Origin of the sequence: Pseudomonas sp. NFX98, assembly GCF_047784845.1 — a bacterium.
Classification (GTDB): domain Bacteria; phylum Pseudomonadota; class Gammaproteobacteria; order Pseudomonadales; family Pseudomonadaceae; genus Aquipseudomonas.
The window spans coordinates 1-15,450 of record NZ_JBLNNF010000039.1 but is presented as its reverse complement, the minus strand read 5'-3'; the positions used below and the strand labels follow the sequence as shown (position 1 = coordinate 15,450).

At 59.5% G+C, this 15,450-nt stretch carries 13 protein-coding genes and 1 pseudogene; 10 read left to right on the top strand and 4 right to left on the bottom strand.

The features are described 5' to 3' along the window. Window positions 1-442 precede the first annotated feature (442 nt). Both ACM110_RS29830 and ACM110_RS29825 read right to left on the bottom strand, forming a co-directional pair. On the bottom strand, window positions 443-1,936 hold the full coding sequence (locus tag ACM110_RS29830) for a CoA-acylating methylmalonate-semialdehyde dehydrogenase (RefSeq protein ID WP_416130607.1): 1,494 nt from the start codon (window positions 1,934-1,936) through the stop codon (window positions 443-445). A gap of 72 nt (window positions 1,937-2,008) precedes the next feature. Then, entirely contained in the window at window positions 2,009-3,358 is a 1,350-nt protein-coding gene (locus ACM110_RS29825; RefSeq protein ID WP_416130606.1) for an aspartate aminotransferase family protein, read from the bottom strand. Window positions 3,359-3,483: 125 nt separating this feature from the next. On the opposite strand from ACM110_RS29825, the gene ACM110_RS29820 reads away from it, so the two are divergent. The 6 genes from ACM110_RS29820 to ACM110_RS29795 all read left to right on the top strand — a co-directional run bounded on the left by ACM110_RS29820 (window position 3,484) and on the right by ACM110_RS29795 (window position 9,944). After that, window positions 3,484-4,404 (top strand): LysR family transcriptional regulator, encoded by a 921-nt coding sequence (locus ACM110_RS29820; RefSeq protein WP_338584572.1) that lies wholly within the window; start codon window positions 3,484-3,486, stop codon window positions 4,402-4,404. Between the two features lie 91 nt (window positions 4,405-4,495). After that, entirely contained in the window at window positions 4,496-5,146 is a 651-nt protein-coding gene (locus ACM110_RS29815) for a TetR/AcrR family transcriptional regulator (protein ID WP_416130605.1), read from the top strand. 7 nt (window positions 5,147-5,153) lie between these two features. Further along, entirely contained in the window at window positions 5,154-5,735 is a 582-nt protein-coding gene (locus ACM110_RS29810; RefSeq protein ID WP_416130604.1) for an IMPACT family protein, read from the top strand. Between the two features lie 602 nt (window positions 5,736-6,337). After that, a complete protein-coding gene (locus ACM110_RS29805) occupies window positions 6,338-7,903 on the top strand; it encodes an ABC transporter ATP-binding protein (RefSeq protein ID WP_416130603.1) in 1,566 nt (521 codons plus the stop codon). Window positions 7,904-7,914: 11 nt separating this feature from the next. Beyond that, complete coding sequence (locus ACM110_RS29800; protein ID WP_416130602.1) at window positions 7,915-9,018, top strand: ABC transporter permease; 1,104 nt, start codon at window positions 7,915-7,917, stop codon at window positions 9,016-9,018. Beyond that, entirely contained in the window at window positions 9,018-9,944 is a 927-nt protein-coding gene (locus ACM110_RS29795; RefSeq protein ID WP_416130600.1) for an ABC transporter permease, read from the top strand. Before ACM110_RS29800 ends, ACM110_RS29795 begins: the two co-directional genes overlap by 1 nt. Here ACM110_RS29795 and ACM110_RS29790 read toward each other — a convergent pair. Continuing rightward, window positions 9,941-10,131 (bottom strand): annotated as a pseudogene (locus ACM110_RS29790) (hypothetical protein); the annotation flags it as partial. The gene ACM110_RS29795 and the pseudogene ACM110_RS29790 sit on opposite strands and share 4 nt — an antisense overlap. A gap of 7 nt (window positions 10,132-10,138) precedes the next feature. Here ACM110_RS29790 and ACM110_RS29785 point away from each other — a divergent pair. From ACM110_RS29785 to ACM110_RS29775, 3 genes are all read left to right on the top strand, one after another. After that, on the top strand, window positions 10,139-10,495 hold the full coding sequence (locus tag ACM110_RS29785) for a MerR family transcriptional regulator (RefSeq protein ID WP_416130608.1): 357 nt from the start codon (window positions 10,139-10,141) through the stop codon (window positions 10,493-10,495). A gap of 19 nt (window positions 10,496-10,514) precedes the next feature. Then, window positions 10,515-11,204: an SDR family oxidoreductase gene (locus ACM110_RS29780; RefSeq protein ID WP_416130598.1), complete on the top strand. Its 690-nt coding sequence runs from the start codon at window positions 10,515-10,517 to the stop codon at window positions 11,202-11,204. A gap of 243 nt (window positions 11,205-11,447) precedes the next feature. Next, window positions 11,448-12,806 (top strand): 8-oxoguanine deaminase, encoded by a 1,359-nt coding sequence (locus ACM110_RS29775; RefSeq protein ID WP_416130596.1) that lies wholly within the window; start codon window positions 11,448-11,450, stop codon window positions 12,804-12,806. 120 nt (window positions 12,807-12,926) lie between these two features. Here ACM110_RS29775 and ACM110_RS29770 read toward each other — a convergent pair whose 3' ends face one another. After that, window positions 12,927-14,018 (bottom strand): calcium:proton antiporter, encoded by a 1,092-nt coding sequence (locus ACM110_RS29770; protein ID WP_338584563.1) that lies wholly within the window; start codon window positions 14,016-14,018, stop codon window positions 12,927-12,929. A 285-nt stretch (window positions 14,019-14,303) separates the two neighbouring features. Between ACM110_RS29770 and ACM110_RS29765 the strand changes: the two genes are divergently transcribed. Beyond that, window positions 14,304-15,377, top strand: coding sequence for a BMP family ABC transporter substrate-binding protein (locus tag ACM110_RS29765; protein WP_416130593.1), 1,074 nt, complete (start codon window positions 14,304-14,306; stop codon window positions 15,375-15,377). Window positions 15,378-15,450: the final 73 nt, after the last annotated feature.

The window sequence follows — 15,450 nt, the reverse complement described above, 5'->3', positions numbered from 1 at the left end:
CCACACGAATTGCTTGATTCAGTTGTTAAAGAGCGGTTGGTTAAGATCTTTCGTCTCAACCGAGGCGCGCATTCTACAGCAGCCTCATTTGCTGTCAAGTGATTATTTTCAGAAGTTTTCAAGGAATTCCTCAACAACTTCAACCACTTGCGCTTCAGATCTCTCATCAGCGGGAGGCGAATTCTACAGCGTTACACGCTGCTGTCAACACCTCTTTTTCAACTTCCTTCTGGCTTCGATGACCTGAAGCAACCTGCTGCCGAAAACTGCGTAACTCATTGCTTACCAAGGAGTTTTCCGTTTCGACTGCGCCGGAAGTGGGGCGAATTATAGACACCTGAGATCTGCCGTCAACACCTATTTTCACAAAACTGTCATATAAATCAAAAAAGCCCAGAAACGCGAAGGCCGGCCCAAATGGGCCGGCCTTCTTCCCTTCTACTTATAAGCTAGGGAACGCGAACTGCGAAGCTTCATGGCTGGCGCGTTGTGGCCAGCGCTGAGTGATGGCTTTGCGGCGCGTATAGAAACGCACGCCATCCGGACCATAGGCGTGCAGATCGCCGAACAGCGAACGCTTCCAGCCACCAAAGCTGTGGTAAGCCACTGGCACTGGCAACGGTACGTTCACACCGACCATACCCACTTCGATCTCATCGCAGAACAACCGCGCCGCTTCGCCGTCACGGGTGAAGATGCAGGTGCCGTTGCCGTATTCGTGATCGTTGATCAGCTGCATGGCTTCTTCCAGGCTGTTGACCCGAACGATGCACAGCACCGGCCCGAAGATCTCTTCTTTATAGATACGCATCTCTGGCGTGACGTTGTCGAACAGGCAGCCACCCAGGAAGAAGCCTTCCTCATGACCGGCCACGGTCAGACCACGACCATCCACCACCAGTGTCGCACCAGCCGCCACGCCGTCTTCGACATAACCGCTGACCTTGTCACGCGCCTGACCGGTAACCAAAGGCCCCATGTCCAGACCGCAGGAAGTGCCCGCACCAATTTTCAATGCCTTGATCTGCGGTGTCAGCTTGGCCACCAATGCATCGGCAACCTGATCACCCACGCACACGGCCACCGAAATCGCCATGCAACGCTCACCGCAAGAACCGTAAGCCGCGCCCATCAGTGCGCTGACCGCGTTGTCCAGATCCGCATCCGGCATCAACACCGCATGGTTCTTCGCACCGCCCAGTGCCTGCACGCGTTTGCCGCGCTTGGTGCCTTCGGAATAGATGTACTCGGCAATCGGTGTCGAACCCACGAAGCTCAGTGCTTTGACTTCCGGTGCTTCGATCAACGCATCTACCGCAGTCTTGTCGCCGTGCACCACGCTCAGCACACCTTTCGGCAGGCCAGCTTCGATCAGCAGTTGTGCAATCAGCAGGGTCGAGCTTGGGTCGCGCTCGGATGGTTTGAGGATGAAGCAGTTGCCGCAGACGATCGCCAGCGGGTACATCCACAACGGCACCATGGCCGGGAAGTTGAACGGGGTGATACCAGCCACCACGCCCAGCGGCTGGAAGTCCGACCAGGCATCAATGTTCGGGCCGACGTTACGGCTGTATTCGCCCTTGAGGATTTCCGGAGCCGCGCAAGCGAACTCGACGTTCTCGATACCGCGCTTCAGTTCACCAGCAGCATCTTCCAGAGTCTTGCCGTGTTCTTCGCTGATCAATTGCGAGATGCGCGCTTCGTTCTGCTCCAGCAGTTGCTTGAAGCGGAACATCACTTGGGCACGCTTGGCCGGTGGCGTGTTGCGCCAAGCCGGGAATGCAGCCTTGGCAGCGTCGATGGCGCTCTGGATGGTTTCGCGGGTCGCCAGCGGCAACTTGTGAATGGCCTGACCAGTCGACGGGTTGAACACATCAACTGCGCGACCGTTCTCGGTCACCAGTTCGCCATTGATCAAATGCGGAATAACGCTCATGGAAGCTCCTGAAAAGTTGTCCACAGGCGCCCGTTTCCGAGCGCCCGTTGTTTATATATATAGAAGGAGAAATCAGTCGATCTTGCTCAGCACTTCGCCGACCGCGTCGAACAGACGATCCAGGTCTTGCGGCTTGCTGTTGAAGGTTGGGCCAAACTGCAGGGTATCGCCGCCGAAGCGTACGTAGAAACCGGCTTTCCACAGCGCCATGCCGGCTTCGAACGGACGCACGATGGCGTCGCCGTCACGCGGTGCAATCTGGATCGCACCGGCCAGGCCGAAGTTACGGATGTCGATGATGTTCTTGGTGCCCTTCAGGCCATGCAGTGCATTTTCGAAATGTGGGGCGACATCGGTCACGCTCTGCACCAGGTTTTCCTTTTGCAGCAGGTCGAGTGCTGCCAGACCCGCGGCGCAAGCCACCGGGTGGGCGGAATAGGTGTAGCCGTGCGGGAATTCCACCGCGTACTCAGGCGTCGCCTGGTTCATGAAGGTCTGGTAGATCTCGGAGCTGGCAATCACCGCGCCCATCGGGATCGCGCCGTTGGTGACTTGCTTGGCGATGCACATCAGGTCCGGGGTCACGCCGAAAGTGGTGGCGCCGAACATGGTGCCGGTACGGCCGAAACCGGTGATCACTTCGTCGAACACCAGCAGGATGTTGTGCTGATCGCAGATTTCACGCAGACGCTTGAGGTAACCCTGAGGCGGAACCAGCACGCCAGCGGAACCGGCCAGAGGCTCGACGAACACGGCAGCGATGTTCGACGCATCGTGCAATTCGATCAGCTTCAGCAGTTCGTCAGCCAGAGCGATACCGCCCTGCTCCGGCATGCCACGGGAATAAGCGTTGCTTGCCAGCAGTGTGTGCGGCAGGTGGTCGACGTCCATCATCGCCTGACCGAACAGTTTGCGGTTGCCGTTTACGCCACCGAGGCTGGTGCCGGCGATATTCACACCGTGATAACCACGGGCACGGCCGATCATCTTGGTCTTGGTCGACTGGCCTTTCAGGCGCCAGTAAGCACGAACCATCTTCACGGCGGTGTCGGCACACTCGGAGCCCGAGTCGGTGAAGAACACATGGTTCAGGTTGCCCGGCGTCAGGTCGGTGATTTTCTCGGCCAATTGGAACGACAGCGGATGGCCGTACTGGAAGCCTGGCGAGTAGTCGAGAGTACCCAATTGCTTGGCCACCGCTTCCTGAATTTCCTTGCGGGTGTGCCCGGCGCCGCAGGTCCACAGACCGGACAGCGAGTCATAAACCTTGCGGCCCTTGTCGTCGATCAGCCAACTGCCTTCTGCACCAACGATCAGGCGTGGGTCGCGCTGAAAGTTACGGTTGGCGGTGTATGGCATCCAGTGAGCGTCGAGCTTGAGCTGGCTGGCCAGGGAAGACGGGGCGTTTTCAGGCAAGTTCATGGGCGAAACCTCGCAAGGCGATAAGCGGCGTAGGAATTGAAAAGCGTTCTTGCAGCTAAATTGCCACGGGGATAAAGTCGGTGAAATCCAACTTTTCTAACCTTTAGTCAGGTCACCGCTAAACTATGAGTGTTCGTCGCCCCGATCCCCTGGCGCAAGTCAGCGACTTCGATATTCGTTTGTTGCGAATCTTTCGCAGCGTCGTCGAATGCGGTGGATTCTCCGCGGCCGAAAGCGTGCTCGGTATCGGTCGCTCGGCCATCAGCCAGCAGATGAGCGACTTGGAGCAGCGTCTCGGTTTACGCCTGTGCCAGCGCGGTCGTGCCGGATTTTCCCTGACTGAAGAAGGCCGCGAGGTGTATCAGTCGGCGTTGCAGCTATTGAGTGCACTCGAAAGCTTTCGCACCGAGGTCAACGGCCTGCACCAGCACTTGCGCGGCGAATTGACGATTGGCCTGACCGACAACCTCGTCACCCTGCCCCACATGCGCATCACCCACGCCTTGGCGCAATTGAAGGAACGCGGGCCCGACGTGCAGATCCAGATCCGCATGATCGCGCCCAATGAAGTGGAGCAAGGCGTGCTCGACGGTCGCTTGCACGTTGGCGTAGTACCGCAAGCCAGTGCGTTGTCGGGGTTGGAATATCAACCGTTGTATAGCGAACGCTCGCTGCTGTACTGCGCAGTCGGCCACCCGCTGTTTTATGTCGATGACAAACAACTGGACGATGCGCGCCTCAACAGTCAGGACGCCATTGCCCCGACCTTCCGTTTGCCCGCGGAAATCCAGGCTCATTACCAGGCGCTCAATTGCACCGCCAGTGCCTCGGACCGTGAAGGCATGGCGTTCCTGATTTTGACCGGCCGTTATATCGGTTACTTGCCGGACCATTACGCCAGCCTTTGGGTGCAACAAGGCCGGTTGCGAGCGTTGAAATCAAAAACGCGTTTCTATGACTTGAGCCTCGCTTCGGTCACTCGCAAGGGTCGCCGTCCTCATCTGGTGCTGGAAAGCTTTCTGGAAAGCCTCGCCGCAACGCGTTAATCATCATTGCGCCGCATAAGGACTTGTTTGAAGACTGTGGTTGCGCTATCAACGCAATGGCCTGCACCCACCCACTCGATCGGAAGTGCCTATGACCTTTGAAGTCCCAGCTCACGGCGGCAAACCCGCCAGCCGCATTCGTCAGAAAAACGAAGAGACCATCATCAAAGCCGCCGAAGACGAGTTCGCCCGTCACGGGTTCAAAGGCACCAGCATGAATACCATCGCCCTGAATGCCGGGTTGCCGAAGGCGAACCTGCATTACTACTTCACCAATAAACTGGGTTTGTACGTGGCGGTGCTGAGCAACATCATCGAGTTGTGGGACAGCACCTTCAACACATTGACCGCCGAGGACGATCCGGCGCAAGCGCTGACCCGCTACATCCGCGCGAAGATGGAGTTTTCCCGGCGTCAGCCGCAAGCCTCGCGAATCTTCGCCATGGAAGTCATCAGCGGTGGCGAATGCCTGACCGAATATTTCAACCAGGACTACCGCACCTGGTTCCAGGGCCGGGCGGCGGTGTTTCAGGCGTGGATCGACGCCGGTAAAATGGATCCGGTCGACCCGGTCAACCTGATCTTCCTGTTGTGGGGCAGCACCCAGCACTACGCCGATTTCGCCACGCAGATCTGCCGCGTCAGCGGCCGCACCAAGTTGACCAAGCAGGACATGGAAGACGCCGGCAACAACCTGATCCGCATCATTCTCAAGGGCTGCGGCCTGACGCCAAGCATTTAAGACACCTATGCCATTTACCCTCAGCGGCTTTTGCGAATACCGCGAAGAGATTCGCAAAAGCCGTTTCATTACCTTCGCTGCGCCCATCGGCAGCCCTGCCGAGGCGCAAGCGTTTATCGAACAGCACAGCGACCTGAATGCCACGCACAATTGCTGGGCGTGGAAGCTCGGTGATCAGTACCGCAGCACCGACGACGGCGAGCCTGGCGGCACCGCCGGGCGGCCAATTCTGGCGGCCATCGAGGCGCAGGATTGCGATCAGGTCGCGGTGCTGGTGATCCGCTGGTATGGCGGCATTCAACTGGGCACCGGCGGACTCGCCCGAGCCTATGGCGGTGGCGCCAACAAATGCCTGCAAACGGCGCCGAAGCTCGAGTTGATCAGCCGGGTACCGCTGAGTTGTGCCTGCGCGTTCAGTGAGCTGGCCTTGGTGAAGCTGCGGGTCGCCGATCTTGGTGGGCTGGTTGTGCAAGAGGACTTCACGGCCAACGGTGTTGATCTGCAATTGGCTGTGGGTGAAGCGCAAATTGAAACGCTGCAAAAGCAGCTCGCCGATTTGAGTCGCGGGCGCATTTTGTTGCAGCGCTGAACGATCAAAAGATCGCAGCCTTCGGCAGTTCCACACAGGGCAGCGCTCTTCTGTAAGAGCTGCCGAAGGCTGCGATTTTTTGGGGCACTGCTTATGCCTCGTGCACCCGACAGTTGCCCACATCTGCTGTGCACCCGGCTGTGGATAACCTGAGCACATACCGCTGTAACCCTTCTGTCATGCGGCTTTGCGGGCTTTGCTCACTTTTCGTCCAAATCGCCTTCGAAAACTACAAATCTACGAAAAAACAAATACTTAGAGCGGTTTATCACCTTTAGAAGATAACCGCCCTGCGCTTATGCCCGACATTTGCGCTTGCGCACAAATACTGTGGAGCAATCTGTGGATAACCCGTTCATTCCTGTCGCGGCACCATGCCGGGCATAGCTCGCGCCTGACTGCTCATTTTTTGATCAATAAACGCGGAGCAAAATTGGAGCCCTGCCCATGGGCATTGCTCCCAAGTGGTGCTGTTCATGAAACAAAACTGACCCAGGCACCGGACTCAACACCTTGCACCGCATGACTTTTCAGCTTTCCTGACTCAATGGCCAGGAAATTGCTTTATCCACAGGCATAAGTCCAATCGCCTTGAGCCTGTCATGCCCAACTCCGTGCCGATCCCCGATCAAACGCCGCGCCTGCAATTGCGCAGAATCAGCAAACGCTATCCCGGCTGCCTGGCCAACGATGCCATCGACCTGAGCATTGCGCCCGGTGAAATCCATGCCCTGCTCGGCGAAAACGGTGCCGGCAAAAGTACGCTGATGAAGATCATCTACGGCGTCGTCCAGGCCGATGCCGGGGAACTGCTCTGGCAAGGGCAGCGAGTGACCATGCGCAACCCGGCCCAGGCTCGCGGCCTTGGGATCGGCATGGTGTTCCAGCATTTCTCGTTGTTCGAAACCCTGAGCGTGGCGCAGAACATTGCCCTGGCCATGGGCGCCAAGGCCGGTACGCCGAAACAGCTCGGGCCGAAGATTCGTGAAGTGTCGCAACGTTATGGCATGGCGCTGGAGCCGGAGCGACTTGTCCACAGCCTGTCGATTGGCGAGCGGCAACGGGTCGAGATCATTCGCTGCCTGATGCAGGACATCCGCCTGCTGATTCTCGATGAACCGACCTCCGTGCTGACGCCGCAAGAGGCCGATGACCTGTTCGTCACCCTGCGCCGACTCGCCGCCGAAGGCTGCAGCATTTTGTTCATCAGCCACAAACTCGGCGAAGTCCGCGCCCTGTGCCAGAGCGCAACGGTGCTGCGCGGCGGTCGGGTGGCCGGGCATTGCGTTCCCGCCGAGTGTTCGGATCAACAACTGGCGCGGCTGATGGTGGGTGAGGCAGCGGAGTTGATCACTGACTATCCGAAGGTGACGGGTGCCGAGGCTTTCTTGCAGGTAAAGGGACTGTCCTGGCGCAACCCTGACCCCTTCGGCTGTTCGCTGAAAAACGTCGACCTTGAAGTGCGCAGCGGTGAAATCGTCGGCATCGCGGGTGTCGCCGGCAATGGTCAGGATGAATTGCTGGACTTGCTCAGTGGCGAACAGCGGTTGGCCCGCGACAACGCCGCGACGATCAGTTTCGCCGGTGAGCCGGTCGCGCATTTGCGCCCCGATGTCCGACGTCGACAAGGACTGGCATTCGTCCCCGCCGAACGATTGGGCCACGGCGCTGTGCCGGAGCTGAGCCTGGCGGACAACGCCCTGCTCACCGCGTTTCAACAGGGACTGGTGAGCAATGGCTTGGTGCAGCGCCGCAAAGTCGAGGCACTGGCCGAAGAGATCATTCGCCGTTTCGGGGTCAAGACTCCGGACAGCCAGACGCCGGCTCGCAGCCTGTCCGGCGGTAACTTGCAGAAATTCATTCTCGGCCGGGAAATCCTTCAGCAACCAAAATTGCTGGTGGCCGCGCACCCGACCTGGGGCGTGGACGTCGGCGCGGCGGCGACCATTCACCGCGCGCTGATTGCCTTGCGTGATGCCGGCGCGGCGATCCTGGTGATCTCCGAAGACCTCGACGAACTGTTCCAGATCAGCGACCGCCTCGGCGCCTTGTGCGGCGGGCGACTGTCGCCGCTCAGGGCCACGGTCGATACGCGTCTGATCGATGTCGGTGGCTGGATGGCCGGCCGCTTCGATGCCCCTCAATCACCTGCGTCTGCATCGCTTTAACGGAGTGTCACATGCTGCTTTCTCTTGAACCCCGTGGCCAGCAATCGCGCCTGATGCTGTGGTGCTCGCCGTTGTTGGCCGCGGTCCTCACGCTGGGCTGTGGTTCGTTGCTGTTTATCGCCCTGGGACACGACCCGTTATTGACCTTGCATACGCTGTTGATCGCGCCGGTCAGTGACCTCTATGGCGTATCCGAACTGTTGGTCAAAGCCTTGCCGATTCTGCTCTGTGCGTTGGGCCTCGCCGTGGCCTATCAGGCGCGGATCTGGAACATCGGCGCCGAAGGCCAACTGCTGCTCGGCGCGCTGGCCGGCAGTGCGCTGGCGGTGAACATCATCGACATGCAAAGCCGTTGGGCACTGCTGCTGATCCTGTTTGCCGGCACCCTGGCCGGCGCCGCGTGGGCGGGGCTGACCGCGTGGTTGCGCACGCGCTTCAACGCCAACGAAATCCTCACCAGCATCATGCTCAATTACATCGCTCTGAACCTGCTGCTGTTCTGCGTGCACGGTCCGCTGAAAGATCCGGAAGGTTTCAACTTTCCACAATCGGCGATGTTCGGCGATGCCAGTCGTTTGCCGTTGTTGATGGAGGATGGCCGGGTTCACGCGGGTGTGTATTTCGCCCTTCTTGCCTTGGTGGCGGTGTGGGTGTTGTTGCAGAAAAGCTTTGTCGGTTTCCAGATCAAAGTGCTCGGGCTGGATAAACGTGCCGCCGGTTTCGTTGGCTTTCGCGAGAAGCGCCTGATCTGGCTCGCGCTATTGATCAGCGGCGGTTTGGCGGGACTGGCCGGCGTGTGTGAAGTCACCGGACCGATCGGCCAATTGGTGCCCCAGGTCTCGCCGGGTTACGGCTATGCGGCGATCACCGTGGCGTTTCTGGGGCGGCTGAATCCGATCGGCATCCTGTTTTCCAGCCTGTTGATGGCGCTGTTGTACATCGGTGGCGAGAGCGCGCAAATGAGCCTGAACCTGCCGCAAGCGATCACCCAATTGTTCCAGGGGATGATGCTGTTTTTCCTGTTGGCCAGTGATGTGCTGATTCTCTATCGACCGCGTTTGAACCTGCGCTGGACCCGCCGCGCAACCACCGCCGTACCCGCAGGAGCGCTGTGATGGATATCGATCTGCTGAGCAATATTTTCTACGCCATGGTCCGCTGCGGCACGCCGTTGTTGCTGGTGGCGCTGGGCGAACTGATTTGCGAGAAAAGCGGAGTGCTCAACCTCGGTCAGGAGGGGATGATGCTGTTTGGTGCGGTGATCGGTTTCATCGTCGCCTTCAACAGCGGCAACCTGTGGCTCGGCGTGTTGCTGGCGATGCTCGCCGGGATGCTGTTGTCCTCGCTGTTCGCGTTGGTGGCGCTGGTGTTCAACGCCAATCAAGTGGCCACCGGGTTGGCGTTGACGATTTTCGGCGTGGGCCTGTCGACCTTTGTCGGCGCGGCGTGGGTCGGCAAGCCGCTGGCGGGTTTCGAACCGCTGGCGATCCCGTATTTGAGTGAGATTCCGCTGATCGGGCGGATGCTGTTTGCCCAGGATCTGCTGGTGTATTTGTCGTTCGCACTGTTTGCACTGGTGGCCTGGGTGATTCTTAAAAGCCGCATCGGATTGATCATTCAGGCAGTGGGAGAAAACCCGGATGCTGCCAGCGCCATGGGCTTGCCGGTGTTGCGCGTACGGACGCTGGCGGTGTTGTTCGGCGGCGCGATGGCCGGGTTGGCCGGGGCGTACCTGTCGCTGGCGTACACGCCGATGTGGGCGGAAAACATGAGCGCCGGCCGTGGCTGGATTGCCTTGGCGCTGGTGGTGTTCGCCAGTTGGCGGGTGTGGCGCCTGCTGCTGGGCGCGTACCTGTTCGGCCTCGCCAGCATCCTGCACCTGGTGGCGCAGGGATTGGGGCTGGCGATTCCGTCGAGCCTGCTGGCGATGCTGCCGTATGTCGCGACCATTGTGGTGTTGGTGCTGTTGTCGCGGGATGCGGTGCGCACGAGATTGTATGCGCCGGTGTCGCTGGGGCAGCCGTGGCAGGCCGGGCATTAGAGGTTCCCTGATGTGGCCTCATCGCGAGCAGGCTCACTCCTACAATGGATCGGTGTGAACTCGGTCGAATGTGGGAGTGAGCTTGCTCCGGGCGGCGTTCCGACGATGGCGTCCGAACAGGCAACACCTGAACCACGCCCCACGCCAATTCAAATAACAAGAAAACCACCAGCAGCGAACCATGAGATGTGATGATGCGCATCGGTGAATTAGCTCAGGCCAGCGCCGTCAGCCGCGACACGCTGCGTTTCTACGAGCAGCGAGGACTGATCGCCGCGCAACGCAGCGCCAATGGTTATCGCGACTATCCGCCAGACATGGTGCAATTGGTGCAATACATCAAGACGGCTCAACGGCTGGGCTTTACCCCCGGCGAGATCGGCAACAGCGTCGCAACGATCTGGCAGTCGCCCGATCCCGACACGGCCGTCACGCAACTGCTGCAAGACAAACTCAAACTGATCGAAGCCCGCATGGCCGAACTCGGCGCACTGCGCGCAGAGTTGCAACAACGGCTCGGGCAACAGTGTCCATTGAATCCACGACTTTGATTTTTCAAGGAAGCCACTCATGTCTACGGCAAAAACCGCACTCATCATCGGCGCCTCCCGGGGCTTGGGCCTCGGTCTGGTGAAGACCCTGCTGGCCGATGGCTGGCAAGTCACCGCCACCGTGCGCAACCCACAGAATGCCGAAGCCTTGCAGGCTTTGGGCAACGTGCGCATCGAGAAGCTCGACATGGACGATCAGCAAGCGGTGATCGCACTGAACCAGCAACTCAAAGGCGAAGTGTTCGACCTGCTGTTCGTCAATGCCGGCGTCAAGGGACCGGAAGTCCAGACGCCGAACGGCGGTGCAACGCTGGCCGACGTCGGTCAGTTGTTTTTCACCAACGCCGTGGCGCCGATCAACCTGGCGCAGCGCTTTGTCGGGCAGATCCGCCCGGACACCGGCGTGCTGGCGTTCATGAGTTCGGTGCTGGGCAGTGTGACCATGCCTGACGCGCCGGAACTGGCGCTGTACAAGGCCAGCAAGGCTGCGCTGAACTCAATGACCAACAGTTTCGTCAGCCAGTTGGGCGATACAAAACTCACCGTATTGTCGCTACATCCGGGTTGGGTGAAGACCGACATGGGCGGTGAAGGTGCGGACATTGATGTGCAGACCAGCACGCGTGGCTTGGTTGATCAGGTGAATGCCTATGTCGGCAAGGGCGGGCATCACTTCGTCAATTACCGGGGTGAAACCATTCCCTGGTAACACCACCACCAACTTGTAGGAGCTGCCGAAGGCTGCGATCTTTTGATGTTTAAAGGCAGGATCAAAAGATCGCAGCCTTCGGCGGCTCCTACAAGGTTATGAGTTGTCCTGTCGGGCCGGGCTTGCCCCTGACAGCGTTTTGTTCGACACTTCGCACCTCGCCTCCCCGGCGACCCTGGATCAGCAGACAGGGCAACACTGAGCTGGCAACCCTGAACCCAACTTTCAGAGGAGCCGGCCAACATGCCTGCCATCCGTACCTGGTTAAAAAATCCCCTCGCCATTTTCACGGCCAACGGTCTCGATGCCCGTGGCGGCCTTGTGCTGCAAGACGGTGTGATCGTCGAAGTGCTCGGCGCTGGGCAACAACCTACCCTGCCGTGCCATGAAGTGTTCGATGCCCGCGAGCATGTGATCCTGCCGGGCCTGATCAACACCCATCACCACTTCTATCAAACCCTGACCCGCGCCTGGGCGCCGGTGGTCAACCAGCCGTTGTTCCCGTGGCTGAAAACCCTGTACCCGGTGTGGGCGCGCCTGACTCCGGAAAAACTCGCCCTTGCCACCAAAGTCGCGTTGGCCGAGTTGCTGTTGTCCGGTTGCACTACGGCGGCCGATCACCATTACCTGTTTCCGGAAGGCCTGGAAAACGCGATCGACGTGCAAGTCGAGAGCGTTCGTGAACTGGGCATGCGCGCCATGCTGACCCGCGGTTCCATGAGCCTCGGCGAAAAGGACGGTGGCTTGCCGCCGCAGCAAACCGTGCAGGAAGGCCAGGTGATTCTCGACGACAGCCAGCGCCTGATCGCCGAGTACCACGAACGCGGCGATGGTGCGCAGATCCAGATCGCGTTGGCGCCTTGCTCGCCGTTCTCGGTGACGCCGGAAATCATGTCCGCCAGCGCTGAACTGGCGAACAAACTCGACGTGCGCCTGCACACGCACCTGGCGGAAACCCTCGACGAAGAAGACTTCTGCCTGCAACGCTTCGGCCTGCGCACCGTGGATTATCTGGACAGCGTCGGCTGGCTCGGCCCGCGTACCTGGCTGGCCCACGGCATTCACTTCAACCCGGACGAAATCGCCCGCCTCGGCGCGGCCGGCACCGGTATCTGCCATTGCCCGAGCTCGAACATGCGCCTGGCTTCCGGCATCTGTCCGAGCATTGAACTGACCGACGCCGGTGCGCCACTGGGCCTTGGTGTGGACGGTTCGGCCTCCAACGACGCCTCGAACATGATTCTCGAAACGCGTCAGGCGCTATATATCCAGCGCCTGCGCTATGGCGCCGAGAAGATTACGCCGGAACGCGTGCTGGGCTGGGCCACAAAGGGTTCGGCGCAGTTGTTGGGTCGCAGCGACATCGGTGAAATTGCGCCGGGCAAACAGGCTGACCTGGCGCTGTTCAAGCTGGATGAGCTGCGGTTCTCCGGCAGTCACGATCCGGTTTCTGCGCTGCTGTTGTGCGGTGCGGATCGCGCGGATCGGGTGATGGTCGGCGGCAAGTGGCGGGTGATTGATGGGCAGGTTGAAGGGCTGGACCTGAAAGGGTTGATCGCTGATCACAGCCAGGCTGCTCGGCAGTTGATCGCCGGCGTCTGATCGATCACCTTCCCTATGGGAGCGGGCTTGCCCGCGATAGCGGACTGTCAGCCGACAGAAATGTTGAAGGTGATGGCCTCATCGCGGGCAAGCCCGCTCCCACAGGGGGCATTGGCTGTTTCAGAGGCCTAGTAAAGACAACATGATGAACGTCGCAAACAGCACAAAGTGAGTCATGCCTTCGATGGCGTTGGTTTCGCCATCGTTGAGGTTGATCGCGCTGACGATCAGGGTGATGAAGATCATCACAGTCTGTACCGGGGTCATGGCCATCTGGAATGGCTGGCCGGTGTAGAGCGCCATCGCTTCCATCACCGGCACCGTCAGGATCACCGTCGACAGCGACGCGCCCAATGCGATGTTCACCACTGACTGCATGCGGTTGGCCAGTGCGGCCCGCAGCGCAGTCAGAATCTCCGGCGCCGCAGAAATCGCCGCCACCAGAATCGCCGTGATCACCGGCGGTGCGCCCGTCCCTTCCAGGCCCAGATCAAGCGTCTTGGACATCACCTCGGCCAATGCGCCGATCACCACCACGCCGAATACCAGAATGCCGATGGACAACGTCAGGTTTACCGGTGCTGGCTCATCTTCCAACGGTTCTTTCTTGCGGCGTTTGTCCGGGTAGCTGTAGCTGAAAAAATAGCTGTGCGGCCCGACCTGCATTCGCAGGAACAACGCGTAAAGCACCACCATCGCGCCGATGGTGAACGCCGAATAAAGCTTCCAGTTGGCTTCCGGGATGAACTCGGGTACCACCATCGAAACGCCCATGGCCGTGAGAATCATCACGCTGTAGCTGCGCGCCGAGTCATCGTTGTAGGACTGTTCGCCATGCTTGAGCCCGCCCATCAATGCCGCCAGACCGAGGATGCCGTTGATGTCGAGCATGACTGCCGAGTAGATCGTGTCGCGCACCAATGTCGCCGAGGCTTCGTTGCTCATCATGATCGCCAGGATCACCACTTCTACCAGCACGGCGGCGAGGGTCAGGATCATCGTGCCGTAAGGGTCGCCAACTTTTTCCGCCAGCAGCTCGGCCTGACGGGCAACGCGCATGGAGGCGGCGACGATGAAGGCGATCAGCACCAAACCGGCGCTCAGCGCGATGGCCTGACCGCTGTGCAGCAACCAGTGCTCCAGCGGGAAGGCAACCAAAGCGGCGATCAGGGCCAGCAGCAGAAAGGTTTCTTGCTTGAGGACAGTGAGCATGTCGGACCTTTGCCGTGGAGAAGCGGATAAGCGACTGACTGCGGAGCGGCGCTAACGTTTCGTTAAACCTTAGCGCACCAGTGGATGGCAGCCCCGCCAGGTCATGCACTTTTATCGGCCTCAAGGGCCCCATCGCGAGCAAGCTCGCTCCTACAAAAGCGATGCAGTCCTGTAGGAGCAAAGCTTGCTCGCGATGGCCGTAACGCGGTTTCACGACTTTGTTGTCTTGTTGGTCAGCAATTTGCATTGACCCTGTCCACACACAACAAAACGGGGTTCGAATTCATGCAAATACGTCCGCTGCACAAACTGCTGTGCGCCGCCATCGGCCTGGGGATCAGCCTGACTGCCAGTGCCGCCGACCCGCTGAAAGTCGGCTTCGTCTATATCGGCCCGATCGGTGACCACGGCTGGACGTATCAGCATGAACAGGGGCGCAAGGCTCTCGCGGAAAAACTCGGCTCGCAGATCACCACCAACTACGTGGAAAACGTCGCTGAAGGCGCCGACGCCGAGCGGGTGATCCGCAACATGGCCAAGGACAAGTACGACCTGATTTTCACCACGTCTTTCGGCTACATGAACCCTACGCTGAAAGTCGCCAAACAGTTTCCCAAGGTGACCTTCGAACACGCCACCGGCTACAAGCAGGACAAGAACCTCGGCACCTACCTCGCGCGCACCTATGAAGGTCGCTACGTCGGCGGTTTCCTCGCGGCGAAGATGACCAAGACCAAGAAGATCGGCTACGTCGCCTCGTTTCCGATCCCTGAAGTAATCCGCGACATCAACGCCATTCAACTGGCCCTGAACAAGTACAACCCCGGCACCGAGATCAAAGTGGTGTGGGTCAACTCGTGGTTCGATCCGGGCAAGGAAGCCGATGCCGCCAACGCGCTGATCGACCAGGGCGTGGACGTGGTGTTCCAGCACACCGACAGCCCCGCACCGATCCAGGCAGCCGAACGTCGCGGTGTGTATGCCGTGGGCTACGCTTCGGACATGGCGCACTTCGGGCCGAAAGCGGTGCTGACCTCCATCGTCAACGACTGGGCGCCGCACTACATTCAGGCAACCCAGAGCGTGATCGACCACGCCTGGAAATCCCAGGATTACTGGGGCGGTTTGAAAGAAGGCACGGTGGAACTGCCGATCAGCGACCTGGTACCTGCCACCGTAAAAACTGAAGCCGAACAGATCATCACCGACATCAAGAGCGGTGCACTGCAACCGTTCACCGGACCGATCAAGGACCAGGCCGGCGTCGAAAAAATCCCGGCGGGGGTGAGCGCGACCACGGCGGAACTGGCGTCGATGAATTATTACGTGGAAGGCATGAAGGCCGAAATTCCGAAGTAAAACACCGCTCCCTGTAGGAGCTGCCGCAGGCTGCGATCTTTTGATCTTGTTTTCAGAAGATCAAGATCAAAAG